Here is a 24,386-nt window from a genome sequence, read left to right on the forward strand (position 1 = left end):
GATACTTAAGGAAGCAGAGGATGGCCGAGCTGACCATCTCGACGGAGGAGATCCGCGGCGCCCTGGAGCGCTACGTCTCCTCCTACTCGACCGACGTCTCCCGCGAGGAGGTCGGCACCGTCGCCGACACCGGTGACGGCATCGCCCACGTCGAGGGCCTGCCCTCGACCATGACCAACGAACTCCTGGAGTTCGAGGACGGCACGCTCGGCGTGGCGCTGAACCTCGACGTGCGGGAGATCGGTGTCGTCGTTCTCGGTGACTCCGCCAAGCTGGAGGAGGGGCAGCGCGTCAAGCGCACCGGCCGGGTGCTCTCCGTACCGGTCGGCGACGCCTTCCTCGGCCGCGTGGTCAACGCGCTCGGCCAGCCGATCGACGGCCTCGGCGACATCGCCGACGAGGGCTTCCGCGAGCTGGAGCTCCAGGCCCCCAACGTGATGTCCCGGCAGTCGGTCGACGAGCCGCTGCAGACCGGCATCAAGGCGATCGACGCGATGACCCCGATCGGTCGGGGCCAGCGGCAGCTGATCATCGGCGACCGGAAGACCGGCAAGACCACCGTCGCGCTGGACACCATCCTCAACCAGCGGGACAACTGGCGCTCCGGCGACCCGAAGAAGCAGGTCCGCTGCATCTACGTCGCCATCGGCCAGAAGGCCTCCACGATCGCCTCGATCAAGGGCATCCTGGAGGACGCGGGCGCGCTGGAGTACACCACCATCGTGGCCTCCCCGGCGTCCGACCCGGCCGGCTTCAAGTACCTCGCCCCCTACACCGGCTCGTCCATCGGGCAGCACTGGATGTACGGCGGCAAGCACGTCCTGATCGTCTTCGACGACCTGAGCAAGCAGGCCGAGGCGTACCGGGCCGTGTCGCTGCTGCTGCGCCGCCCGCCGGGCCGTGAGGCGTACCCGGGTGACGTCTTCTACCTGCACTCCCGCCTGCTGGAGCGCTGCGCGAAGCTCTCCGACGAGCTGGGCGGCGGCTCGATGACCGGCCTGCCGATCATCGAGACGAAGGCCAACGACATCTCGGCCTTCATCCCGACCAACGTCATCTCCATCACCGACGGTCAGATCTTCCTGGAGTCCGACCTGTTCAACCAGGGCGTCCGGCCGGCCATCAACGTCGGCACCTCGGTCTCCCGGGTCGGTGGCGCCGCGCAGATGAAGCCGATGAAGAAGGTCTCCGGCTCGCTGCGGCTCAACCTGGCCCAGTTCCGTGAGCTGGAGGCGTTCGCCGCCTTCGCCTCCGACCTGGACAAGGCCTCGCAGGCCCAGCTGAACCGGGGTTCCCGGCTGGTCGAGCTGCTCAAGCAGCCGAACTACTCGCCGTACCCGGTGCAGGAGCAGGTCGTCTCGGTCTGGGCCGGCGTCGAGGGCAAGCTGGACGACGTCCCGGTCGGCGAGATCCGTCGCTTCGAGTCCGAGTTCCTCCAGTACCTGCGGCACAAGCACGAGGGTGTGCTGGCCTCGATCGCGGACGGCACGTGGGGCGACGACATCTCCGCCTCGCTCGACTCGGCCATCGGCGAGTTCAAGCAGGTCTTCCTCGGCAAGGCCGACGAGCGCCGGGTCAACGACGCGCCGGCCAAGCCGCTGGAGGGCGAGTCGGACCGGGAGACGGTCACCCGCTACGCCGGCGGCGACGCCGAGAAGGAGTAGGGCTGACTCATGGCGGCCCAGGTACGCGTTCTTCGCCAGCGAATCCGTTCGGCGAAGGGGATGAAGAAGATCACCAAGGCGATGGAGCTCGTCGCGACGAGCCGCATCGCCAAGGCCCAGGCCCGGGTGACGGCGTCGCTGCCGTACGCCCAGGCGATCACCGGCGTGCTCACCGCGCTGGCCTCGAACGCCCGGATCGACCACCCGCTGCTCACCCCGCGCGAGCGGGTGCGGCGGGCGGGCGTCCTGCTGGTCACCTCCGACCGGGGCCTGGCCGGCGGGTACAGCTCCAACGCGATCAGGACCGCCGAGTCGCTGATCGCCCGGCTCACCGCCGACGGCAAGGAGCCGGTGCTCTACGTCATCGGACGCAAGGGCCTGACGTTCTACCGGTTCCGCAACCGGCAGATCGCGGCGAACTGGACCGGCTTCTCGGAGCAGCCCACCTTCGCCGACGCCCGTGAGGTCGGCGAGACGCTGATCGCGGCGTTCACCGCCGGTGCCGACGACACCGACGGCGACGCCGGGCCGGACGGCGTGCTCGGCATCGACGAGTTGCACATCGTCTACACCGAGTTCCACAGCCTGATGACGCAGAACCCGGTCACCAAGATCATCGGGCCGATGCAGGTCGAGGACCGGCCGCGCTCCGAGGGGCTGCTGCCGGCGTACGAGTTCGAGCCGGAGGCGGAGTCGCTGCTCGACGCGCTGTTGCCGAAGTACATCAACACGCGGATCTACGCGGCGTTGCTGGAGTCGGCGGCGAGCGAGTCGGCGGCCCGGCGGCGGGCGATGAAGAGCGCCACCGACAACGCCGAAGAGATGATCGAGAAGTACACGCGTGAGATGAACTCGGCCCGCCAGGCCGGGATCACCCAGGAGATCAGTGAGATCGTCGGCGGCGCGAACGCGCTGGCCGCGTCGGGAAGTGAAGTGTGATGACTGTATCCGCAGTTGCCGGGGGACCGGCAGAGACCAGTACGGCCACCGGTCGCGTGGTTCGGGTCATCGGCCCGGTCGTCGACGCCGAGTTCCCGCGCGACGCCATGCCGACCCTGTTCAACGCGCTCAACGTCGAGGTGAACCTCTCCGGCGGTGCGAAGACGCTGACCCTGGAGGTCGCCCAGCACCTGGGTGACAACCTGATCCGCGCCATCTCGATGCAGCCGACCGACGGTCTGGTCCGCGGCGCCGAGGTGGTCGACACCGGCTCGCCGATCACCGTCCCGGTGGGCGACGCGGTCAAGGGCCACGTCTTCAACGCCATCGGCGAGTGCCTCAACCTCACCGAGGGCGAGACGCTCGACGCGGACGACAGGTGGGGCATCCACCGCAAGGCCCCGGCCTTCGCGGACCTGGAGCCGAAGACCGAGATGCTGGAGACCGGCATCAAGGTCATCGACCTGCTCGCCCCGTACGTCAAGGGCGGCAAGATCGGCCTGTTCGGCGGCGCGGGCGTGGGCAAGACGGTGCTCATCCAGGAGATGATCACCCGGGTGGCCCGGAACTTCGGTGGTACGTCGGTCTTCGCCGGCGTGGGTGAGCGCACCCGTGAGGGCAACGACCTCATCGCCGAGATGACCGAGTCCGGCGTCATCGACAAGACCGCGCTGGTCTACGGCCAGATGGACGAGCCGCCGGGCACCCGGCTGCGGGTGGCGCTGTCGGCGCTGACCATGGCCGAGTACTTCCGGGACGTCAAGAAGCAGGAGGTGCTGCTCTTCATCGACAACATCTTCCGCTTCACCCAGGCCGGTTCCGAGGTCTCCACCCTGCTCGGCCGGATGCCGAGCGCGGTGGGTTACCAGCCGACCCTGGCCGACGAGATGGGAGAGCTCCAGGAGCGGATCACCTCCGTCCGGGGCCAGGCCATCACCTCGCTCCAGGCGATCTACGTGCCCGCCGACGACTACACCGACCCGGCGCCGGCGACCACCTTCGCCCACCTGGACGCGACCACCAACCTGGAGCGGTCGATCTCCGACAAGGGCATCTACCCGGCCGTGGACCCGCTGGCGTCCTCGTCCCGGATCCTCGCCCCGGAGTTCGTCGGCGAGGCGCACTTCGCGGTGGCCACCGAGGTCAAGCGCATCCTCCAGCGCTACAAGGACCTCCAGGACATCATCGCCATCCTCGGTATCGAGGAGCTCTCGGAAGAGGACAAGCTCACCGTCGGCCGGGCCCGCCGGATCGAGCGTTTCCTCTCCCAGAACACCTACGCCGCCGAGCAGTTCACCGGCGTGCCGGGTTCGACGGTCCCGATCGAGGAGACCATCGACGCGTTCCGGAAGATCAGCGAGGGCGAGTACGACCACTTCCCCGAGCAGGCCTTCTTCATGTGCGGCGGTCTGGAGGACCTGGAGCGCAAGGCGAAGGAGCTGATGTCGGAGGGCTGAGTCTCCCGACAGTTGTTCGCCGAAGGCCACCCCGGCCGACCGGGGTGGCCTTCGGCCGTTCCTGCTGGTGGGGGTCGGTGTCGGGTTGCCGGGCGAGCGTCCGTTCGCCGGGCGCGGTACCGTTTCGAGAACGACTCTCGGGTTCGGGTGTCGATGTGTGCAACTTTTGGGCCCGGTCCGCCCGTCTCCTCTTCATGGGCGTGACGAATCCTCGTGACGAGTCCCTGTGCGCGACGAATGGAGCTGCTGGTGGGTAAGGCCGGCAAGAGCGGCGGGGACGGTAAGGCCGGCAAGGCCGGCGGGGACGGTAAGGCCGGTAAGGCCGGCGGGAGCGGCAGACGGTCGATCTGGTCCGGGGTGCCCCGCTGGGCGCGCGTATGCACCGTCTTCGGGGTCGTGCTGCTGATGCTCAGCGGCGCGGTCCTGGTGGGCTACGAGACGCTGCTGTCGCGCTACGAGGGTTCGGTGGGCAAGGCCGACCTCTTCGGCGACAAGGCAGCCGGGGCGCAGGAACGCAAGAGCAACGTCAAGGGTCCGCTGAACATCCTGCTGGTGGGCATCGATCCGCGGGACGCCAAGACCCCGCCGCTGGCCGACTCGATCATGGTGCTGCACGTGCCGGAGTCGTTGGATCGGGCGTACATTTTCTCGATTCCGCGTGATCTCTACGTCGACATCCCCAAGTTCGACAAGGCCGGCTACCGGGGCGGCTCCGGCAAGATCAACGGAGCGATGTCACACGGCAGCATCGTCGAGGGCAAGAACCCCAGCGCGGCACAGGGCTTCGAACTGCTCGCCAAGACCGTGCAGAAGGCGACCGGGATCACCCGGTTCGACGCCGGGGCGATCATCAACTTCACCGGGTTCCAGAAGATCGTCGACGCGATGGGCGGCGTCGACATGTACATCGAGCGGGACGTCAAGTCCGAGCACCGCGAGCCGAACGGCAAGCACCGCAAGGGCAACCCGTACGGCGAGGGGTACATCGGGCCGCAGGCGGTCTACAAGAAGGGCAACCAGCACCTCAGAGGCTGGCAGGCGCTGGACTACGTCCGGCAGCGCTACCCCCGCAACGGCGTCCCGGACGCCGACTACGGCCGGCAGCGGCACCAGCAGCAGTTCATCAAGGCGATGATCAGCCAGGCGTTCAGCGCCGACGTGGTGACCAACCCGATCAAGCTGGACCGGGTGATCCGGGCCGCCGGCCAGTCGCTGACCTTCAACGGCCGGGGCAACAGCGTGGTCGACTTCGCCATCGCACTCAAGGGCCTCCGCTCGGAGAACGTCGAGCTGATCAAGCTGCCCGGGGAGGGCATCGGCACCGGCAACGCCTACCGGGGGGAGCGGCTGCTGCCCGCCGCCGACGACTTCTTCGCCGCCCTCAAGAACGAGCAGTTGGACGCCTTCCTGCTGGAGCATCCGGAGTTCCGCAACAAGGTCAAGTGATCCCTGCGGGATGTCGACACCCCCCTCCGGCCAGCCGACACGCCGGAGGGTGGTGCAGGTCTCGGCACCCGCGTTGGGTCGGCGACGGCGATCCGACTAGACTTTCGGCAATCCGTCGCCGCAGCAAGGAGACAGCGTGGCACAGCAGCTTCACGTCGACCTCGTAGCCGTCGAGGAGAAGGTCTGGTCCGGCGAGGCCGAGATGGTCGTCGCCCGCACGACCGAAGGCGAGCTGGGTGTGCTGCCGGGGCACGCGCCGCTGCTCGGCCAGCTCGCCGAGCCCAGCCAGGTCCGGATCAAGCAGGCCGGCGGCCAGCAGGTCGCCTACGACATCACCGGCGGGTTCCTGTCGGTCGGCGCGGAGAGCGTCACAGTGCTCGCCGAGAGCGCCACCCCGGCCACTCCGGCCCGCTGAGCCCACCCGCCGATGGAGATCGTCGAAGGGATCGGAATCGGCATCGCGGTGATCCTCGCCGCGCTCCTGATCCTCTTCGTCCGGCGGGCCCTGGTCACCCGTAGCGGCGGCATCATCCGGCTGAGCGTGCGGGTCACCACCGTCCTGGACGGCCGGGGCTGGTCACCGGGCTTCGCGCGGTTCGTCGGCGACCAGCTTCGCTGGTACCGGATGTTCAGCTTCGCCCTGCGGCCCAAGCGGGTGCTCTCCCGCAAGGAGCTGGTGGTGGAGCGACGGCGGCTGCCCGAGGGCCAGGAACGGCTCTCCATGCCATCCGACTGGGTGATCCTCCGCTGTACCAGTCAACACGCGCCGGTCGAGATCGCCATGGCCCGATCCACGGTGACCGGTTTCTCCTCCTGGCTAGAGGCCGCCCCGCCCGGGGCGGCCTCGCCGCGTATGGCCTCCCAGGACTGGCCCGCCGCCTGACCCGGCCTGGCCCGCCTACCCACCCGGCCGCTGGCGGTCACGGTGCGGCGACGGCGGCCACCAGTTCGACCTCGTAGCCCTGCCGGTCGGTGAGGTAGGCGGCGTAGCTGTCCGGGCCGCCGGCGTGCGGGTGCCGGTCGGCGAACAGCAGCGTCCAGCCGTGGGCCGCGGCGTCGGCCACCAGCCGGTCCACCGCGTGCGGCGGACCGGCGTGGAAGGCCAGGTGGTTGAGGCCCGGGGCGCGCCGGTCGTGGGTCCGCCCGGTGAGCGCCGGGGACTCCTCGACGACCAGGTACGTCGGGCCGTGCCGCCAGGAACAGCCGGCCGGCCAGTCCTGGTACGACGTCCAGCCCAGCTCACCGAGCAGCCAACCCCAGCTCCGCTTCGCGGCGGCCAGGTCGGGTACCCAGACCTCGACGTGGTGCAGCCCGCCCGTGCTCAGCGCCTGCCGCCCGGCACCCATAGCACATCGCCGCCCGGATTGGCCGTTCTTGACAGGATGAACAGCAGGTCGGAGAGGCGGTTGAGATACTTTGCCGGAAGGGAGCTGGTGCGATCCGGATCGTGGGCGACCAGGGCCCAGGCCGCCCGTTCGGCGCGCCGGGCGATCGTCCGTGCCACGTGCAGCAGCGCCGCGCCAGCGGTGCCGCCGGGGAGGATGAAGGAGTCGAGCTTGCCCAGTCGCCCGTTGTACTCGTCGCACCAGCCTTCGAGGCGTTCGACGTACTCCTCGGTGACCCGCAGCGGCGGGTACGCCGGGTCCGGCTCGACGGGGGTGGCCAGGTCGGCGCCCACGTCGAACATGTCGTTCTGGATCGACTCCAGCACGGCCCGCAGCTCGTCGTCGAGCTGCCCCAGGGCGAGCGCCACGCCGAGCGCGGCGTTGCACTCGTCGACGTCCGCGTACGCGGCGATCCGCGGATCGGTCTTCGGCACCTGCTCGTTGTTGCTCAGCCTGGTCATGCCGGCATCGCCGGCCTTGGTGTAGATGCGCGTGAGGTGGACGGCCATGACGCACAGCCTACGGATACCGGACCTGACGATCCCGGCACGGCCCGCCCCGGCCGGTTGGCCGGTGGAGGTGGGGCCGGGTGACGCCGGTGACCCGGCGGTCGACGCGGTCGACGTCATCCGGGTCGGTGGCGACGCCCGGCTGGCCGGCACGGTGCACGTCGTCGGGGCGAAGAACTCGGCGTTGAAGCTGATGGCGGCGGCGCTGCTGGCACCAGGGCGTACGGTGATCACGAACGTGCCCCGGATCACCGACATCGCCATCATGGGCGAGGTGCTGCGCCGGCTCGGCTGCGCGGTGCACTTCGCGGCGGACGACCCGGTGGACCCGATGGTCGGGTACGGCGGGCAGGCCCGGTCCCGCTCGGTCGTCATCGACGTGCCCGAGCAGCCCGGCGCGGACGCCGACTACGACCTGGTACGTCGGCTGCGGGCGTCGATCTGCGTGCTCGGCCCGCTGCTGGCCCGCCGGGGGTACGTGCGGGTGGCCCATCCGGGCGGGGACGCGATCGGCTCCCGGGGCCTGGACATGCACATCGCCGGGCTGGCCCGGATGGGCGCGGAGGTCTCCGGTGAGCACGGCTTCGTCATCGCCGCCGCCCCGGACGGGCTGCGGGGGGCCGAGATCGTGCTGGACTTCCCCAGCGTGGGCGCCACCGAGAACCTGGTGATGGCGGCGGTGCTGGCCCGGGGCGTGACGACGATCGACAACGCGGCCCGGGAACCGGAGATCGTCGACCTCTGCACGATGCTCAACCGGATGGGTGCCCGGATCTCCGGCTGCGGTAGCTCGACGCTGCGCATCGCCGGGGTGCCCGCGCTGCGCCCGGTGCGGCACGCCACGGTGGGGGACCGGATCGTCGCCGGGACGTGGGCGTTCGGCGCGGCGATGACCCGGGGGGACGTGACGGTCACCGGGATCGACCCGGCCTACCTGGAGGTCGCCCTGGACAAGCTGGTGTCGGCCGGCGCGCTGGTGGAGACCCGGGGAGACGCCTTCCGGGTCCGCGCCGACGACCGCCCCGCCGCCGTCGACGTGGTGACCCTGCCCTACCCGGGGTTCGCCACCGACCTGTTGCCGATGGCGATCGGCCTGGCGGCGGTGAGCGAGGGGGCGTCACTGATCACCGAGAACATCTTCGACGGTCGGTTCATGTTCGCCAACGAGATGGTGCGGCTCGGTGCCGACATCAAGACCGACGGGCACCACGCCGTGGTCCGGGGCCGCGACCGGCTCTCCGGTGCGCCGGTCCGGGCCACCGACATCCGAGCCGGTGCCGGGCTGATCATCGCGGGGCTCTGCGCGGACGGGGTCACCGAGGTGTCCCACGTGCACCACGTGGACCGGGGCTACCCGGACTTCGTGGCCGACCTGCGTGCGCTCGGGGTGGAGGTGGAGCGGGGTACCGTTCCGGAGGCCCCCGAGCTGACCATCTGACCCGCCCGCCGCTCCCGTCGCCGGTCCGACCGTCCGGGGCTTAGCGGTCGTTCAGGCTCGCCGACTAGGGTGCTGGCAGACACTCAATCGCAGGCGAGGGAGAAACAGATGGCGGGTCGACTCGCGGTCGTCGGGGCCGGGCTGATGGGTTCCGGCATCGCCCAGGTGGCGGCGCAGGCGGGCTGGCAGGTGACCCTGCGGGACATCGACGACGCGGCCACGAAGCGCGGTGTGGACGGCATCCGGAAGTCGCTGACGAAGTTCGCCGAGAAGGGGAAGATCGACCCGTCCGAGGTCGAGGCCACGCTGGGCCGGATCACCCCGACCACCGAGCTGGAGGCGGCGGCCGACGCGGACATCGTGGTCGAGGCGGTCTTCGAGAAGATCGAGATCAAGCACGAGGTGTTCCGCGCGCTGGACAAGATCTGCAAGGCGGACGCGGTGCTGGCGACCAACACGTCGGCCATCCCGGTGACCCAGATCGCCACCGCCACGCAGCGCCCGGAGTCGGTCGTCGGCACCCATTTCTTCTCCCCGGTGCCGATGATGAAGCTGTGCGAACTGGTGCGCGGCTACAAGACCAGCGACGCGACCCTGGCCACCGCCCGGTCGTTCGCCGAGGAGATCGGCAAGACGGTGGTGGTGGTCAACCGGGACATCGCCGGTTTCGTCACCACCCGGCTGATCTGCGCGCTGGCCATGGAGGCGGTCAAGCTGGTCGAGTCCGGGGTGATGTCGGCCGAGGACCTGGACACCGCCTGCAAGCTGGGCTTCGGTCACGCCATGGGCCCGCTGGCCACGGTCGACCTGACCGGCGTGGACGTCCTGCTGAACGCCACGAGGAACATCTACACCGACACCGCCGACGAGAAGTTCTTCCCGCCGGAGCTGCTCCAGCGGATGGCCACCGCCGGCGACCTGGGCCGCAAGACCGGCCAGGGCTTCTACCCGTACTGAGCCCGGCCGACGTCGCCGGTGCTGCGGTGTCCCCACCGGCGGACACCGCAGCACCGGCGCAACGTGTCGCTCGCGCCCGGCGGGTCAGCCGTCGCGCTTGGTGGTCCAGCGGAAGGTGGTCAGGCAGAGCACCAGGCCGATCACGCACCACAGGGCGAGGACCAGGGCGACCCGGCCCAGCTCGAAGGAGCCGCCGGGTTCCTGCGCGCCGAAGCTCTCCGGCAGGAAGACCGCGCGCAGGCCCTGGCACATCCACTTGAGCGGGAAGAACGCCGCCACCTGCTGCATCCAGGTGGGCAGGTCGGTGAAGACGAAGAACACCCCGGAGATGAACTGGAGCACCAGGGAGACCGGGGTGACCACGGCGGAGCCGCTGCGTGCGGTGCGGGCCAGCGACGAGATGGCGATCCCGCACAGGGTGCAGGCGGTCACCCCGAGCACGGCGACCCAGCCGAAGGTGAACCACTTGGCGGCGGTGGCCGGCAGGTCGAGGTCGAACAGCGCCACGGCGACCGCCAGCAGCAGCGCGGTCTCGGCGATGCCGATCGCCACCACCATGATCACTTTGCCGGCGAACCAGACCCACTTCGGCATCGGGGTGCCCCGGTAGCGCTTGAGCACGCCCCGGTCCCGCTCGATCGGGATCCAGATGCCGAGATTCTGGAAGCTCACCGTCATCAGCCCGGTCGCGATCATGCCGGTGATGAAGTACTGGGTGAACTTGACCCCGCCGCCGATCGTCCCGTCGAAGATCGACGCGAAGATCAGGATCATGATGATCGGGAAGCCCATCGTGAACACGACGGACTCCCGGCTGCGCAGGAACTGGGTGATCTCCAGCCGGCCCTGGCGCAGGGCGAGCGCCCCCGGCCCGACCCGCCGGCGGCCGGTGGTGGACGGGGGCGCCGGCTTCGTAGTGGTGGTCATCAGTGTCCGATCATGCTCAGGTAGACGTCTTCCAGGGTCGGCCGGGTCACCGTCAGACCGGGCACCTCACCGCCGAAGCGCGCGGCCAGCTCCGCCACCAGCGCCGTCGGCGTCGCACTCTGCGCCGTCTCCAACGTCCCGTCAGGCGTACGCCAGGAGACCGTCGCCAGCGCGTCCTGACGGTTGCCCAGCAGGTCCGGTGGGGCCACCTCGATCACCCGACCGGCGGCGATCACCCCGACCCGGTCGGCGAGCGACTCCGCCTCGTCCAGGTAGTGGGTGGTGAGCACGATAGTGGTGCCGGCGGCGGCCAGGTGGCGGATCAGCTCCCAGAACTCGCGCCGCGCCTCCGGGTCGAAGCCGGTGGTGGGCTCGTCGAGGAAGAGCAGCTCGGGGCGGCCGATGATGCCCAGCGCCACGTCGAGGCGGCGCTTCTGCCCGCCGGAGAGGGTGTGCGTACGGGCGTTGGCCTTGGCGCCCAACCCGACCCGTTCGACGACCCTGTCCGGGTCGTCCGCCTCGGGATAGAACCCGGAGAAGTGCCTGACGACCTCGGCGACGGTCAGCTCGTCGAACTCGCCGGTGCCCTGGAGCACGATGCCGACCCGGGACCGCCAGTCGGCGGCCTGACCCCGGGAGGTGCGCGGTGCGCCCGCCCGTGGGCCGCGCGGGCGGGAGCCGAGGACGAGACCGGGGTCGGTGCCGAGCACACTCACCTCACCGGCGTCGCGCTGCCGGTAGCCCTCCAGGATCTCCACCGTGGTCGTCTTGCCCGCGCCGTTCGGGCCGAGCAGGGCGAACACCTCGCCCCGGCGGACGTCAAGGTCCACCCCCGCCACCGCGACGTTGTCGCCGTACGCCTTGCGCAGTCCCCGTACGGAGATCGCGAGCTCGTCTTCCATGCCGTCCAGTGTGCGACCAGGCCGTGCGGCGCGGCGGCCCGGGGTGTGCCGGTCTCGGCCGGGTCGCGTCGCGGCGGCCCGGTCGTCCCCGACCAGGGCCTGTGAGGTGTTGCACAACCGGGGACGTCCGGCGGTGCCGGGGATGTTCGGAGGTGCCTGAGATGTTCGCTGCCAGGGGTTGTTCGGCGGTGCCGGGCACGGGGGCCAGGACCGGGCCAGGTCCGCTGGGCCAGGGCTGGGGCTGAGCCGGGCTGGGCCTGGTCCGGGCTGGGGCTGGGCCGGTCCGGGCTGGGCCTGGTCGGGGCTGGGGCTGGGCCGGTCCGGGCTGGGCCTGGTCGGGGCTGGGGCTGGGCCGGTCCGGGCTGGGCCTGGTCGGGGCTGGGGCTGGGCCTGGGCCGGGCTGGGGTCGGGCGGCGAGGCCGGGGCGTGTGGCCCCGGCCCCCGTGGTGGTCGGTCGGTCAGCGGCTCTGATAGGTCATGCAGTCGGCCAGGTCGTTGTCGGGGCCGACGGTGATCGCCGGGGCGCGGCACTCCAGCTCGGCGTTGTGCCGGCAGTCGGCCCGGCTGCACGCGCCCACCTGGGCGATGAGCCGGTCGAGACCGCCCCGTACCGGCAGCTCCACGAAGGTGTGGCAGTGCGCGTGGTCGGTGCTGCCGATGGTGATGGCGAACGCGTGGCAGTCGTTGGTGTGGTTGTAGGCGCAGGACGAGGCCGCGCACTCCTGAACCCGGGGCATTTCCAGCGCTGCGGTCATGACAACCTCGCTTTCGGTAGATATGCCACAAATGATAGGCATTGCTCCGGTGGGCGCGGGCCGTTCCTCCACCGAATCCACCCACCGAAACCGCCCCCACCCCCGCCCCGCCCCTCCTTCCCTGCCCGCCCCCACCCCGCTTCGACTCGGTGATCAAGAGAATTGCGGGCAGGGAGAGCGCTCTCAGTGACGCAAACCTCTTGATCGCGCCGCGAAGCTCTTGATCGCGCCGCGAAGCTCTTGATCGCGCCGCGAAGCTCTTGATCGCGACGTAAAGCTCTTGATCACCGGCGCGGGCCGGGTGGGCCGGTACGCATCAGGTCGGCCGGACGGGGCCGACCGGACGCTGGCTGGGCCCGACATGGCTGGTGGGTCGAGTGGGCGCGCAAGGCGTCTCTTCTGCCGGACATATCCCGTTTGGTGTGGGTGAATCGTCACCGGTGTCCGGTACGGGGTCGCCGGGGTGGGGCGTCCCGTGACCGGCGGCACCCCGACGGCGGAATCCCGGCCGGCCCGTGGTCGTTACACCCTTCGTACGACCGTAGGAGCGCCCCGCCCGGCAGGTCCGCAGGTGGGCAGTGCCCCGGAATGATGCGGGGCCCCCGGTCGTTACATCGGGTTCCGGCGTGAGCGGCAGGGCCCGCCGGAGACCTACCGACTTTCCCTCATGAGCGCCTCGTCGTGGTGCTTACGCCCCCACCGCCGGCTCCGCCGGTGGCCCCGGTCCCCCGACCGGTCGGGTGGCGTCGACCCCCTCGAAGGAGCATCCCCCATGACGACCACCATGCTGCGTAAGAGTGTTCTCGGTATCGCCGGTCTCGCCGTCGCCGGTGGCCTGGCCGCCGGCCCGCTCAACCACGGCACCGCCGGGTCGACCGCCACCGACCACACCGTGGCCGTGGTCCAGGCAGACAAGCCCGCCGTGGACAAGGCCACGCTGATCCCGCACGGTGTGCAGGGCGACCAGTCCCGCATCGACCTCAACGACGAGCAGACCGGCAACGTCAAGGCGATCATCGCGGCGACGAAGAAGGCCGGCATGGACGAGCGTGCCGCAGTGGTGTCGATCGCCACCGCCCTGCAGGAGTCGAAGCTGGAGAACCTCGGCCACCTCGGCGACCGCAACGACCACGACTCCCAGGGCCTGTTCCAGCAGCGCCCGTCGAGTGGTTGGGGCACCGTGGAGCAGATCACCGACCCCGAATACGCCACCCTCGCCTTCCTCAAGGGCCTCAAGCAGGTCGACGGCTGGCAGGACATGCCGCTGACCAAGGCCGCCCAGACGGTGCAGGTGTCGGCGTACCCGGACCACTACGCCCAGTGGGAACAGCAGGCCGCCGACCTCGTCGCCCAGCACTGGAACAACTGACCCACGTACGACACGATGGCCGGCACCCCGCCCGGGGTGCCGGCCATCGGCGTACGTGGCGGGGGTCAGACCCGGTAGCCGGCGGCGCGGGCCGCCTCGCGTTCCTGGCGACGGCCCCGGCGTCGGCGCAGGAACCAGACCACGAACGCCACCATGCCCAGTAGGAACGCCAGCACCAGCACCGGCAGGATGATCGCCACCAGGGACATCAGCACGCTCGTGGCGTCCTCGGCGGTGCTGGCGACCGGTGCGCCGAAGCCTGCGGTGGTCGCGTTGACCACCGGCCGGGCCGCCGCCTTGAACAGGTGCACCCCGAGCGCGATGGCGACCCCGGCGGCCACCGGCACCCACTGGTGGGACGAGAAGAACCCGCCCGGGTCGCTGACCGTCACCGTCTCCGAGCCCGACCCCGCGCCGAACGCGAGCCCGCCGGCGGTGGGGCGGACCACCGTCTGCACGACGTCGTTGACGTGGTCGACCACGGGCACCTTGTCGGCGACGACCTCGACCGCGAGCAGCGCTGCGAGGATCGCCAACACCCAGCCGTTGCTGAGCCACTGCCAGCCGCTCGGCAGGTCGATCAGGCTCGTGTAGCGGGCGAGTAGACCCATGGTGAGCAGGGGGATGTAGGCGTTGAGACCCGCCGAGGCGGCGAGCCCGGTACCGGTGAGGACTTCGAACACCATCTCAGCATCGCACCGGCACGCCAGTGCCGCGCGACGGTGACCGGCCGGTCCTCGGCTACCCTCGTCGGGTGCGTCTGGTGATTGCGAAGTGCTCGGTGGACTACGTCGGACGGCTCTCGGCGCACCTGCCGCTGGCCACCCGCCTGCTCATGGTCAAGGCGGACGGGTCGGTGTCGATCCACGCCGACGACCGCGCGTACAAGCCGTTGAACTGGATGAGCCCGCCCTGCCGGCTGGAGGAGGCCCCCGGCGTGTGGCGGGTGGTCAACAAGGCCGGCGAGGAACTGCGGATCACCCTGGAGGAGGTCTTCCAGGACACCTCATACGAGCTGGGCGTCGACCCGGGGCTGCGCAAGGACGGCGTCGAGGCGCACCTGCAGGAGTTGCTGGCCGCCAACCCGGAGACGCTGGGGGAGGGCTTCACCCTGGTCCGGCGGGAGTACATGACCGCGATCGGCCCGGTCGACCTGCTCTGCCGGGACGCCAACGCCGGCGCGGTCGCCGTCGAGGTGAAGCGACGCGGTGAGATCGACGGCGTCGAGCAGCTCACCCGCTACCTCGAACTGATGAACCGCGATCCGCTGCTCGCCCCGGTGAGCGGTGTCTTCGCCGCCCAGGAGATCAAGCCGCAGGCCCGGGTCCTCGCCACCGACCGGGGCATCCGCTGCGTGGTGGTCGACTACGACCGGCTGCGCGGCATCGTGCGCGACGAACTGACCCTCTTCTGACCATCCGCCCGGCGGGCCGCGCCTACGGGCGGGGTCAGCGGCGGCCGTACAGGGCCTTGGTGACCTTGACGATCCGGGCCACGTCGGCCGGGGTCCGCTCGAAGGTCATCGCGGGCAGCAGCGAACGGGCCCGTCGCCTGGTGACCGATTTGGCCCGGCCGAACTCGCGCAGCCCGTCCTCACCGTGGATCCGGCCGAAGCCCGAGTCACCCACCCCGCCGAACGGCAGCGTGGACATGCCGGCGAAGGTGAGCGCCGAGTTGACCGACGCCATGCCCGAGCGCAGCCGCCGGGCGATCGCCACCGCGTCGCGCCTACCGAACACCGAACCCCCCAGGCCGTACGGCAGGGCGTTGGCGCGGCGTACGGCCTCGTCGGCGTCGGCGACCCGGGTGATGGTCACGGTGGGGCCGAAGGTCTCCTCGCGGATCGCCGACGCGGAGTCGGGGACGTCGACCAGCACGGTCGGGTGCACGTACGGCGGCTGGACGGCGGCGGGACCACCCACCACGGCCCGCCCCCCGGCGGCGATGGCCTCGTCGATGTGCCGGCGGATCACGTCGAGCTGGCTCGGCATGGTGATCGGGCCGAGATCGGCCCCATCCGCGCCGACGGTCAGCCGTTCGGCGCGGGCGACCACCTTGCCGACGAACTCGTCGTGCACGGCCGCCACCGCGTAGACCCGTTCGATGCCGATGCAGGTCTGGCCGGCGTTGGTGAGCGCGCCCCAGACGCACGCCTCCGCGGCGGCGTCCAGGTCGGCGTCGGCGTCCACGATCATCGCGTCCTTGCCGCCGGCCTCCAGCAGCACCGGGGTCAGCGACTCGGCGCAGGCGGCCATGACCCGGCGGGCGGTCGCCGTGGAACCGGTGAAGGCCACCTTGTCGACGCCCGAGCGGCACAGCGCCGCGCCGACGTCGCCCAGGCCGTGCACCGCCGTGAACACCTGCTGCTCCGGCACCACCTCGGCGAACGCGTCGACCAGCCACTGCCCGACGACCGGGGTGTACTCGCTGGGCTTGAGGACGACCGCGTTGCCGGCGGCCAGCGCGTAGGCGGCGGATCCGACCGGGGTGAAGACCGGGTAGTTCCACGGGCCGATCACCCCGACCACGCCGTGCGGCTGGTATTCGAGGTGGCCGGAGAACTCGGCGAGGATCAGCCGGGAGCGGACCCGGCGGGGCCCCAGCACCCGGCGGGCGTTGCGGGCCGCCCAGTCGATGTGCTCGATGGCGGTGAGCACCTCGACGACTGCGTCCCCGACGGGCTTGCCGCCCTCGACGTGGATCAGCTCGGCCAGCTCCTCGACCCGCTGGGCGAGCAGGGCCCGCCAGTGCAGCAGCCGGGTGCGGCGACCGGTGAAGCCGAGCCCGGCCCACCACTGCCCGGCCGTGCGGGCGCGGGCGACCGCGTGGCCGACCTCCTCGGCGGTGGCGACCGGCACGCTGCCGGCCTCGTCGCCGGTGGCCGGGCTCGTCGAGACCAGCCGACCGGCGGAGATGACCGGGACCCCCGGGACCTGCACAGCCGTCATGGCGGCAGTCTAGACCCGGAGGCTACCCGCTGGTAGTTGTGAACACCGCTCAGCTATCGCTCCGTCGCCGCCTGTTCGGTGGACACCGGATGGCCGGCAGGGGTCGCGGAGATGGCCGGGCGGGTGGTGAGCTGGTCACGCGGAGCTGGCAGGCTGACCGCGGGGCGACGGTGGGTGGGGAGCTGACTGTCCATGCAGGATCATCCGGAACTGATGCCACTGCTGACGGTGGCCGCTGGCCCGATGCGCGGGGCCAGCTTCCGCGTCCGGCCCCAGCCGCAGGTGATCGGCCGGGCGCCGACCGCCGACATCGCGGTCGCCGACGCGCACCTGAGCCGGCGACACGCCGAGGTGCGGCTGACCGACGACGGGGTGATCCTGGTCGACCTGGGATCGACGAACGGCACCTGGCTCAACGACCGGCGGATCGCCGACGCCGAGCCGCTCACCGACGGCGACGTGATCCGGCTCGGCCGTACCGAACTGCGCTACTTCGACCCCGGACTGGCCACCACCGACCCGGTCGGCCTGCGCTTCGCCGGAGGGTCCGTCGGTCGTCGGGACCACCGGCCCACCCTGCCCCTGCCGTCGCGCGCCCCGGGCCCCGCCGACGCCCTGCCGGCCGCCCCGGTCCCCGCACCCAGCGGCGTCGACGCCTGAGGCGGATCCGGGACCGACCTCCCCCGCGCCGGTCCCGGCGGATAACCTTAGCGTTCGTTCATGCCGGCAGCGGCGGAATCAACCAGGGGAGGCCGGTCGTGGCGCGGGAGTTCACCAGGGTGGGCGTGGTGGGTCTGGGCACCATGGGTGCCGGCATCGTCGAGGTGTTCGCCCGCAACGGCGTCGACGTCGTCGCGGTGGAGATCTCCCCGGACGCCCTGGCCCGGGGCCGGGCCACCCTCGCCCGGTCGACCGACCGGGCGGTGGCGCGGGGCAAGCTGGCCGCTGCCGACCGGGACGCCCTGCACGCCCGGGTCGACTTCCAGGTCGGGCTGGACGCGCTGCACGCGGTGGACCTGGTTGTCGAGGCGGTCCCCGAGCGACTCGACCTCAAGCGGCGGATCTTCACCGAGCTGGACCGGATCTGCCGGCCCGACGCCATCCTCGCCACCAACACCTCCTCGCTGAGCGTCACCGACATCGCCGTCGCCACCGGCCGTCCCCACCAGGTCGTCGGCCTGCACTTCTTCAACCCGGCACCGGTGATGAAGCTGGTCGAGGTCGTCCGTACCGTGGTCACCGCCGCCGACGTGGTCGACGACGCCGAGGCGCTCTGTGCCCGGCTCGGCAAGGTCGGCGTGACGATCGGCGACCGGGCCGGGTTCATCGCCAACGCCCTGCTGTTCGGCTACCTCAACCAGGCGGTGGGCCTGTTCGAGGCCCGCTACGTCACCCGTGAGGACCTCGACGCGGCGATGACCCTCGGCTGCGGCCTGCCGATGGGCCCGCTCGCCCTGCTGGACCTGATCGGCCTCGACACCGCGTACGAGATCCTGAACACCATGTACCGGCACGGCGGGCGCAACCGCCGGCACGCCCCGACGCCGCTGATCCGGCAGATGGTCACCGCGGGGCTGCTCGGCCGCAAGACCGGACACGGCTTCTACACCTACGACAAGCCGGGCTCGGCGAAGGTCGTACCCGACGGGTCGACCCCCACCGCCGCCGACGACGTGCCGGGCACCACGGCCGTGGCCACGGTCGGTGTCGTCGGCTCGGGGACGACGGCGGCCGATCTCGCCGCGGTGTTCGCCGCCGCCGGCCACCAGGTGGTCGCCGTCGGCGCGGACGGGCCCGCCGGGACCGCCGAAGCGGTCCGGGCCGCGCTCGACGAGGACGTCACCCGGGACCGCCGGGACGCGACCGGTCGGGACGCCGCGCTGGCCCGGATCACCTGGGCGGACGCGGTGGAGCAACTCGCCGACGCCGACCTGGTGGTCGAGGCGACGGCGGGGGAGCTGGACGCCACCCGGGCGCTGTTCGCCCGCCTCGACGAGGTCTGCAAGCCGGGCGTGCTGCTCGCCACCACCTCCTCCGCGCTGCCGGTGATCGACCTGGCGATGGCCACCAGCCGTCCCGCCGACGTGCTCGGCCTGCACTTCTGCGCCCCGGTGCGGGTACGCCCGCTGGTCGAGGTGGTGACCACCGTCCGGACCTCGACGGAGGCCACCGCCACCGCCCGTGCGGTCTGCGCCGCCCTCGGCCGGACCACGCTGGTCTGCGGCGACCGGGCCGGCTTCGTGGTCGACGCGCTGCTCTTCCCGTACCTCAACGACGCGGTGCGGATGCTGGAGGCCGGGTACGCCACCGCCGACGGCATCGACCACGCGATGACCCTCGGCTGCGGCTACCCGACGGGCCCGTTCGCGCTGCTCGACGCGATCGGCCTCGACGTGACGCTGGCCGTGCAGCGGGCGCTGTACCGGGAATCGCGCGAACCGGGCCTGGCTCCCGCGCCGCTGCTGGAGCACCTGGTCACCGCCGGCCGGGGGTTCCGCGAGCACACCGGACGCTGAATCCGGGGCGATCGACCTCACCCCGCCGGGACGCCGGGCTGACCGTAACCTTGGCACGGTGAGCCCCCGTCGCAACCGTCCCCGCCGTGAGGACACCGGTCCGTTGGACGCCGAACGGGCCCGGCACGGCGTGGAGTCCGTGCAGCAGTGGCGCGACGGCGAGTGGCAGGTACGCGGAATCAGCGGCGGGGCGTCCGTCAAGACGTACCGCTGCCCCGGGTGTGACCAGGAGATCCGACCCGGGGTGGCGCACCTGGTGGCCTGGCCGGCCGACGGCGCGGGCGACCTCACCGACCGGCGGCACTGGCACAACGGCTGCTGGCGGGCCCGGGACCGGCGGGGACCGAACCTGCTGCGCGGCCGGGGCGCTCCCCGCTACGGCTGACCGGTCCGCGCGCGGAGTTCCTGGTGGTCGGGGTTCCTGGTGGTCGGGGTCCCTGGCGGTCGGCTGGTCGGGCGATCCGGGTCACCCCGGTTGCGCCCCGGGCGCGCGTCCGCGCCGACGTCGCGGCAGACTGGGGCGGTGAGCACACCGATCCGCGCGTCGTCGATCCTGCCCGGCCACCGGGAGGACATCGAGCTGCACACCGCCGACGGGCTGCGGCTCGTCGGCGAGCTGGCCCGCCCGGCCGACCGGGACCCGGCGGGCACCCTGGTCTGCCTGCACCCGCTGCCCACCCATGGCGGGATGATGGACAGCCACGTCTTCCGCAAGGCGGCCTGGCGGCTGCCCGCCCTGGCCGACCTGGCGGTGCTCCGGTTCAACACCCGGGGCACCAGCAGTGTCCGGGGCACCAGCGAGGGCGCGTTCGACAACGCGGTGGGCGAGCGCTTCGACGTCGCCGCCGCGATCGAGTACGCCGAGTTTCACGAGCTGCCGAACATCTGGCTGGTGGGCTGGTCGTTCGGCACCGACCTGACCCTCAAGTACGGCTGCGATCCGGCGGTGGCCGGGGCGATCCTGCTCTCCCCGCCGTTGCGTTTCTCGAACCCTGGGGACCTGGCCGTCTGGGCGGAGTCGGGCCGGCCGCTGACCGCGCTGGTGCCCGAGTTCGACGACTACCTGCGCCCCGACGAGGCCCGGCAACGCTTCGCGGCGGTGCCGCAGGCCGAGGTCGTCGGCGTGCCCGGGGCCAAGCACCTGTGGGTGGGCGACGCCGAACGGGTGCTCGACGAGATCGTCAGGCTGGTGAACCCGGCAGTGCCACTGCCGCTGCCGACCAGCTGGGACGGCCCGATGGAGACCGGCGACGTCAGCGCGTACGCCGACCGGACGGTGGCCGCCTTCGCCGACACCCCCGTGCCGGGGCCCGCCGCCGACTGAGCCCCTTCCGGTCGGCTCAGCGGCGGTCCTGGCGGGGGAGCACCACCTCGCGCAGGATCAGTTGGAGGGCGGCGACGACCGGGATGGCGATCAGCGCGCCGACCACCCCCATCAGCGCCACCCCGAGCAGGGCGGCGAGCAGCGCGGCCACCTCGTTGACCTCCACTGACCGCCGCATGATCTTCGGATAGATGAGGTAGTTCTCCACCTGCTGGTAGAGCACGAAGAAGACCGCGCAGGCGATGCCGATCGGCAGCGCGGTGGCGAAGCCGACCAGGCTGACGACCACCGCGCCGAGGGTGGCCCCGATCTGCGGGATCAGGTCGGTCACCGCCACCACCACGGCCAGCGCGAACGGGTAGGGCAGCCCGACGACCAGGGCGAAGACGAAGCTGGTCGCGCCGGCCAGCACCGCGATGCTCAGCGCCCCCACCATGTACGCGCCGACCTTGGTGAGGATCTCGTCGCCGATCAGGCTGACCCGCTGCCGACGTGACCTCGGCACCAACGCGTACCCGAGGTCGCGCAGCCGGTCGAAGTAGGCGAGGAAGTAGATCGTCAACACCAGCACGGTGAGCACCCGGAAGATGGTTCCGAAGATCAACTGTGCGCCGCCGAGGACCCCGCCGAGCGCCCGGCCCACGGTGTCCGCGTTCGCCAGCGCCTGCACGCGCTGCATCACGTCGTAGCGGACCACCAGGTCGTTGACGGTGCGGTTGCGGCGCAGCTCCTCGACGTAGCTGGGGAGCTGGTCGATGAACTGCCCGGTCTGGGTCACCACCGGCGGCACCAGCGCCACCAGCCCGGCGACGATCAGCAGCACCAGGGTCAGCGCCACCACCGTCACCGCCAGCCCGTGCGGCAACCCCCAGCGGCGCAGCCGCACCACCGCCGGGTTGAGCCCCACCGCCAGGAAGAGCGCGATCACCACCAGGACCAGGATGCCGCCGGCATTGCGGATCCCCAGGAACACGGTGTACGCCAGCAGCACGCCGAGGGCCCCGGTGAAACCGACCAGGAAACTGCTGCGGCGCAGTGGCCGCCCGGGTCGACCGAACCGCCCCGAGCCGGTGGCGACCGACCCGGCGGAGCCGTCCCCCGGCACGTCGTGGGCAGGTACGTCCGGCACCGTGGTGGGGGCGTCGGTGGCCCGGCCGATCGATGCGGCGGGCTCTCCGCGCGTGGCGGGCTCTGCCCCGGTGGTGCGCTCTCCGGTCGTGCCGGGCGGCGGCTCGGAGCGGGCCGTCACCGGTTCCGCCCCGGTCCGGGCCGTCGGTACGCCCGCAGGGGCGCTGTCCCGGGTCGCGTCGTCGCGGGCCGGGCCGTGCTGTGCCACCGAACCTCCCCAGTTCCGCCCTCGGCATGGCAGACCGGAGCGGATCAGCCGACCCACCCGGCGACCACCTACCGTACGGGCTCCTGCCCGCAGGGTAGTGGGGTGGGTGCCCCGCCGGCCACCCGGGGCACCCCGCCGGGGTCACTCGGAGCCGGTGGTCACTCGGACTCGACGGTCACCGTGCTCGGCTTGGCGCTGCGCTCATCGGTGGTCGGCTTGCTGGGCCGCTTGCCGTTCTCGCCGGTACTGGTGATCTTCGTCGGAGTGGCGTCCCGGCCGGCGGTGCCGGGAACCGCGGCGACCGTCGGCTCGCCGTCCACCCCGGCGCTGGCCGTTCCGCCGTCCACCGTGGTCACCGGCTCGGCCTTCGGCTTCGCGGCACCGTCCGTACCGCCGGTCGGCTTCGTACCGTTGGTGGCGGGACCGCCGGCCGGCCTGGTGACGGCCACGACCGAGCCCGTACCGGCGACGGCCGGTTCCTTCCCGGCGTCGCTGCCGGCGGGGGCCTTACCGCCGCCGGCCGGTGCGGAGCCCACCGGCTGCGGTGCCGGGGTGTCGGCGGTGCGCGTCGGCTTCGGCTTCGGCTTCCCGCCGTTGCCGAGCGGACCCGTCCCCGGCCGGTCGCCGTCCGGGGACGGCAGCACCGCGTCGACGCCCACCGGCGTCGCGGCGCCCGCCCGCAGGGCGGTGACCTCCCGCTGCAACTCGTCGTGCTCCTGCCGCGCCTGCCAGGTCTCCTGACGCAGGTCGGCGAGCTGCTGCTGGGCCTGGGCGATCTCCAACATCACCCGGGCGAGCTGCTGCCGGCCGGCCGCCGCCTCCTGCTGGGTGGCGGCGAGGTGCTGCTGGGTGGTGGCGAGGTGCTGCTGGGTGGTGGCCGCGTACTCGTCGAACTGCCGACGGGAGGCGGCGACGTGCTCGTCGGCCTGGCGACGCTTCTCGGCGGTCTCCCGCTCGACCCGGTCGATCAGCTCGGTGGTCTCCTGCTCCACCCGCCGCCGCAACTCGGCGGTCTCCTGCTCGGCGGTGCGGCGTAGCGTCGCCGCGTCCGCCTCGGCGGCCCGGCGGATCTCGGCCGCCCCCTGCTCGATCTCGTCCCGCCGGGCGGCCCACTCCCGCTCCAGCTCGGCCTGCCGGGTGCCGTGCTGCTGTTCCAGCTCGTCGTGCCGGGCCTGGTGCTTGCGGTCCAGCTCGTCGCGGCGCTTGGCGAACTCCTGCTCGGCGGCGGCCCGGCGCTGGGCCAGCTCCCGGTCGGCGGCCTCCCGCCGGCCGTTGACCTCCTGCTCCACCCCCGCGCGCCAGGCCCCCAACTCCTGCTGCGTCTGGGCGCGGGACTGCTGCACGTACGCCTCGGTTTCGGTGCGCATCCGCTGCACGTACGCCTCGGCCTCGGCCCGGCTGCGCTGGGCCGCCTCGGTCGCCTCGGTGGTCAGCCGCTGCGCCTCCTGCCGGGCGCGTTCCCGGGTCGCCTTGGCCGCGCCGTCGGCGTCGTCGGTGACCTGCTTGGCCTGCTGGAGCGCCTTGGCGTGGGTGGCACGGCTGGTCTCCGTCGCCGAATCGACGAGCCGCCGGGCCTCCTGCTGCGCCTTGAGATGCACCTCCTTGGCGGCCTCGCGCAGGTCGGTGGCCTCCTTCTGGGCCTTGGCCAGCGCCGCCTTCGCCATCTCGCGGAGCTTGGTGGCCTCCTGCTGGGCCCGGGCGTGGATCTCCTTGGCGGTGTCACGGAGCTGGGTGGCCTCCTGCTGGGCCCGGTTCAGGGCCTCCTGGGCGGCGGTCCGCAACCGGTTGGACTCGTCCTCGGCGGTGGCGCGCAGCAGGGTCGCCTCGTCCTTGGCGGTGCTGCGCAGCCGGGCGGCCTCCTGCTTGGCGGTACGCACGGCGGCGTCCGCCTCGGCCTTGCGGGCCGTGGTGTGCCGTTCCTCCTCGGCACGCCGGGCGGCGAGCGCGATCTCGAAGTCCTTGAGCGCCCGGGCAGCCTGTTCACGGGCCTCGTCGATGATGTGCTCGGCGGCGGCCCGACGGGCCTCGATCTCCTCGTTGGCGGCGACCAGGATGGCGTCAGCCTGCTCCTCGGCGAGAGCGAGGATCTGCTCGACCCGGGGGCCGAGGTGCTTGAAGGAGGCCCGGTCCACCACCCCGACCTGCTTGCGCACCTGGGCGAGATCCCGCTGCAGGTGCTCGACCTGACCGGCCAGCTTGTGGATCTGGGTGTACGCCTGTTCCCGCTCACCCGTCAGCGTGGCGATCTCGTGCTCCGCACGAGCGACGTACCGGTCGACCTGTCGTTTGTCGTATCCCCGCAGAGCGGACTCGAAGCTGGGCTCCGTGGTCACATCCCCGCCGAGAGCGAACAGTTCCTCGCCGTGCGACATGCCCCCATCCTCACACGCATCCGGCCCTCCGGGGGCGATACGGACGCCGCTGTGGGGAGCTGTTTCAGTGCTGTCCCGCGACAGGGTGTCACAGGGCGGGAACGGGCGCGGCGCGGGGGTGCACCGGTCATCCGGTGTCCCT

23 protein-coding genes are annotated in these 24,386 nt (G+C 71.8%); 14 read left to right on the forward strand and 9 right to left on the reverse strand.

The window, feature by feature from the left end:
- Window positions 1-20: 20 nt before the first annotated feature.
- The 6 genes from atpA to ACWCHM_RS02150 all read left to right on the forward strand — a co-directional run bounded on the left by atpA (window position 21) and on the right by ACWCHM_RS02150 (window position 6,389).
- Complete coding sequence (gene atpA / locus ACWCHM_RS02125) at window positions 21-1,664, forward strand: F0F1 ATP synthase subunit alpha (RefSeq protein ID WP_204958003.1); 1,644 nt, start codon at window positions 21-23, stop codon at window positions 1,662-1,664.
- A 9-nt stretch (window positions 1,665-1,673) separates the two neighbouring features.
- Complete coding sequence (locus ACWCHM_RS02130; protein ID WP_088642782.1) at window positions 1,674-2,603, forward strand: F0F1 ATP synthase subunit gamma; 930 nt, start codon at window positions 1,674-1,676, stop codon at window positions 2,601-2,603.
- The gene (gene atpD, locus ACWCHM_RS02135) at window positions 2,603-4,060 is read left to right on the forward strand and encodes a F0F1 ATP synthase subunit beta (RefSeq protein ID WP_204958005.1); all 1,458 of its coding nucleotides are present in this window, start codon (window positions 2,603-2,605) and stop codon (window positions 4,058-4,060) included. Before ACWCHM_RS02130 ends, atpD begins: the two co-directional genes overlap by 1 nt.
- 213 nt (window positions 4,061-4,273) lie before the next feature.
- Window positions 4,274-5,506, forward strand: a complete 1,233-nt coding sequence (locus ACWCHM_RS02140) for an LCP family protein (protein WP_454221365.1) — start codon at window positions 4,274-4,276, stop codon at window positions 5,504-5,506.
- 136 nt (window positions 5,507-5,642) lie between these two features.
- The gene (locus ACWCHM_RS02145) at window positions 5,643-5,921 is read left to right on the forward strand and encodes a F0F1 ATP synthase subunit epsilon (protein ID WP_067312863.1); all 279 of its coding nucleotides are present in this window, start codon (window positions 5,643-5,645) and stop codon (window positions 5,919-5,921) included.
- Between the two features lie 12 nt (window positions 5,922-5,933).
- On the forward strand, window positions 5,934-6,389 hold the full coding sequence (locus ACWCHM_RS02150) for a DUF2550 domain-containing protein (protein ID WP_088642779.1): 456 nt from the start codon (window positions 5,934-5,936) through the stop codon (window positions 6,387-6,389).
- Between the two features lie 37 nt (window positions 6,390-6,426).
- On the opposite strand, the gene ACWCHM_RS02155 is transcribed toward ACWCHM_RS02150, so the two are convergent.
- Both ACWCHM_RS02155 and ACWCHM_RS02160 read right to left on the reverse strand, forming a co-directional pair.
- Complete coding sequence (locus ACWCHM_RS02155; RefSeq protein WP_454221366.1) at window positions 6,427-6,852, reverse strand: VOC family protein; 426 nt, start codon at window positions 6,850-6,852, stop codon at window positions 6,427-6,429.
- Window positions 6,828-7,400, reverse strand: coding sequence for a cob(I)yrinic acid a,c-diamide adenosyltransferase (locus tag ACWCHM_RS02160; RefSeq protein WP_088642777.1), 573 nt, complete (start codon window positions 7,398-7,400; stop codon window positions 6,828-6,830). The genes ACWCHM_RS02155 and ACWCHM_RS02160 overlap by 25 nt, the downstream gene beginning before the upstream one ends.
- Between ACWCHM_RS02160 and murA the strand changes: the two genes are divergently transcribed.
- Window positions 7,399-8,838 carry a UDP-N-acetylglucosamine 1-carboxyvinyltransferase gene (gene murA, locus ACWCHM_RS02165; protein ID WP_454221367.1) on the forward strand — a complete coding sequence of 480 codons (1,440 nt, stop codon included), beginning with the start codon at window positions 7,399-7,401 and terminating at the stop codon, window positions 8,836-8,838. The genes ACWCHM_RS02160 and murA overlap by 2 nt on opposite strands.
- Before the next feature lie 108 nt (window positions 8,839-8,946).
- Entirely contained in the window at window positions 8,947-9,795 is an 849-nt protein-coding gene (locus tag ACWCHM_RS02170; protein ID WP_204958009.1) for a 3-hydroxyacyl-CoA dehydrogenase family protein, read from the forward strand.
- Window positions 9,796-9,879: 84 nt separating this feature from the next.
- Here the strand turns inward: ACWCHM_RS02170 and ACWCHM_RS02175 are convergent, their stop codons facing one another.
- The 3 genes from ACWCHM_RS02175 to ACWCHM_RS02185 all read right to left on the reverse strand — a co-directional run bounded on the left by ACWCHM_RS02175 (window position 9,880) and on the right by ACWCHM_RS02185 (window position 12,379).
- On the reverse strand, window positions 9,880-10,722 hold the full coding sequence (locus tag ACWCHM_RS02175) for an ABC transporter permease (protein WP_204958010.1): 843 nt from the start codon (window positions 10,720-10,722) through the stop codon (window positions 9,880-9,882).
- Window positions 10,722-11,624, reverse strand: a complete 903-nt coding sequence (locus tag ACWCHM_RS02180; protein ID WP_454221368.1) for an ABC transporter ATP-binding protein — start codon at window positions 11,622-11,624, stop codon at window positions 10,722-10,724. Before ACWCHM_RS02180 ends, ACWCHM_RS02175 begins: the two co-directional genes overlap by 1 nt.
- 458 nt (window positions 11,625-12,082) lie before the next feature.
- On the reverse strand, window positions 12,083-12,379 hold the full coding sequence (locus ACWCHM_RS02185) for a DUF1540 domain-containing protein (protein WP_204958012.1): 297 nt from the start codon (window positions 12,377-12,379) through the stop codon (window positions 12,083-12,085).
- Between the two features lie 772 nt (window positions 12,380-13,151).
- Here ACWCHM_RS02185 and ACWCHM_RS02190 point away from each other — a divergent pair.
- A complete protein-coding gene (locus ACWCHM_RS02190) occupies window positions 13,152-13,748 on the forward strand; it encodes a hypothetical protein (protein WP_454221369.1) in 597 nt (198 codons plus the stop codon).
- 65 nt (window positions 13,749-13,813) lie between these two features.
- Here the strand turns inward: ACWCHM_RS02190 and ACWCHM_RS02195 are convergent, their stop codons facing one another.
- Window positions 13,814-14,431, reverse strand: coding sequence for a DUF4126 domain-containing protein (locus tag ACWCHM_RS02195; RefSeq protein WP_204958220.1), 618 nt, complete (start codon window positions 14,429-14,431; stop codon window positions 13,814-13,816).
- Between the two features lie 71 nt (window positions 14,432-14,502).
- Between ACWCHM_RS02195 and nucS the strand changes: the two genes are divergently transcribed.
- Window positions 14,503-15,162 (forward strand): endonuclease NucS, encoded by a 660-nt coding sequence (gene nucS / locus ACWCHM_RS02200; RefSeq protein WP_204958014.1) that lies wholly within the window; start codon window positions 14,503-14,505, stop codon window positions 15,160-15,162.
- A gap of 34 nt (window positions 15,163-15,196) precedes the next feature.
- On the opposite strand, the gene ACWCHM_RS02205 is transcribed toward nucS, so the two are convergent.
- Window positions 15,197-16,696: an aldehyde dehydrogenase family protein gene (locus tag ACWCHM_RS02205; RefSeq protein WP_454221370.1), complete on the reverse strand. Its 1,500-nt coding sequence runs from the start codon at window positions 16,694-16,696 to the stop codon at window positions 15,197-15,199.
- Window positions 16,697-16,888: 192 nt separating this feature from the next.
- Here ACWCHM_RS02205 and ACWCHM_RS02210 point away from each other — a divergent pair, with 192 nt between their 5' ends.
- From ACWCHM_RS02210 to ACWCHM_RS02225, 4 genes are all read left to right on the forward strand, one after another.
- A complete protein-coding gene (locus ACWCHM_RS02210) occupies window positions 16,889-17,356 on the forward strand; it encodes an FHA domain-containing protein (RefSeq protein ID WP_204958016.1) in 468 nt (155 codons plus the stop codon).
- 98 nt (window positions 17,357-17,454) lie between these two features.
- Entirely contained in the window at window positions 17,455-19,212 is a 1,758-nt protein-coding gene (locus tag ACWCHM_RS02215; protein WP_454221371.1) for a 3-hydroxyacyl-CoA dehydrogenase family protein, read from the forward strand.
- A gap of 58 nt (window positions 19,213-19,270) precedes the next feature.
- Window positions 19,271-19,597 (forward strand): hypothetical protein, encoded by a 327-nt coding sequence (locus tag ACWCHM_RS02220; protein ID WP_281894711.1) that lies wholly within the window; start codon window positions 19,271-19,273, stop codon window positions 19,595-19,597.
- A gap of 138 nt (window positions 19,598-19,735) precedes the next feature.
- The gene (locus ACWCHM_RS02225; protein ID WP_204958018.1) at window positions 19,736-20,536 is read left to right on the forward strand and encodes an alpha/beta hydrolase; all 801 of its coding nucleotides are present in this window, start codon (window positions 19,736-19,738) and stop codon (window positions 20,534-20,536) included.
- A 16-nt stretch (window positions 20,537-20,552) separates the two neighbouring features.
- On the opposite strand, the gene ACWCHM_RS02230 is transcribed toward ACWCHM_RS02225, so the two are convergent.
- Together ACWCHM_RS02230 and ACWCHM_RS02235 are read right to left on the reverse strand one after the other, a co-directional pair.
- Window positions 20,553-21,641: an AI-2E family transporter gene (locus ACWCHM_RS02230; protein WP_204958222.1), complete on the reverse strand. Its 1,089-nt coding sequence runs from the start codon at window positions 21,639-21,641 to the stop codon at window positions 20,553-20,555.
- A 389-nt stretch (window positions 21,642-22,030) separates the two neighbouring features.
- A complete protein-coding gene (locus tag ACWCHM_RS02235) occupies window positions 22,031-24,244 on the reverse strand; it encodes a hypothetical protein (protein WP_454221372.1) in 2,214 nt (737 codons plus the stop codon).
- Window positions 24,245-24,386 lie beyond the last annotated feature (142 nt).

This window comes from Micromonospora sp. SCSIO 07396 (assembly GCF_053667945.1).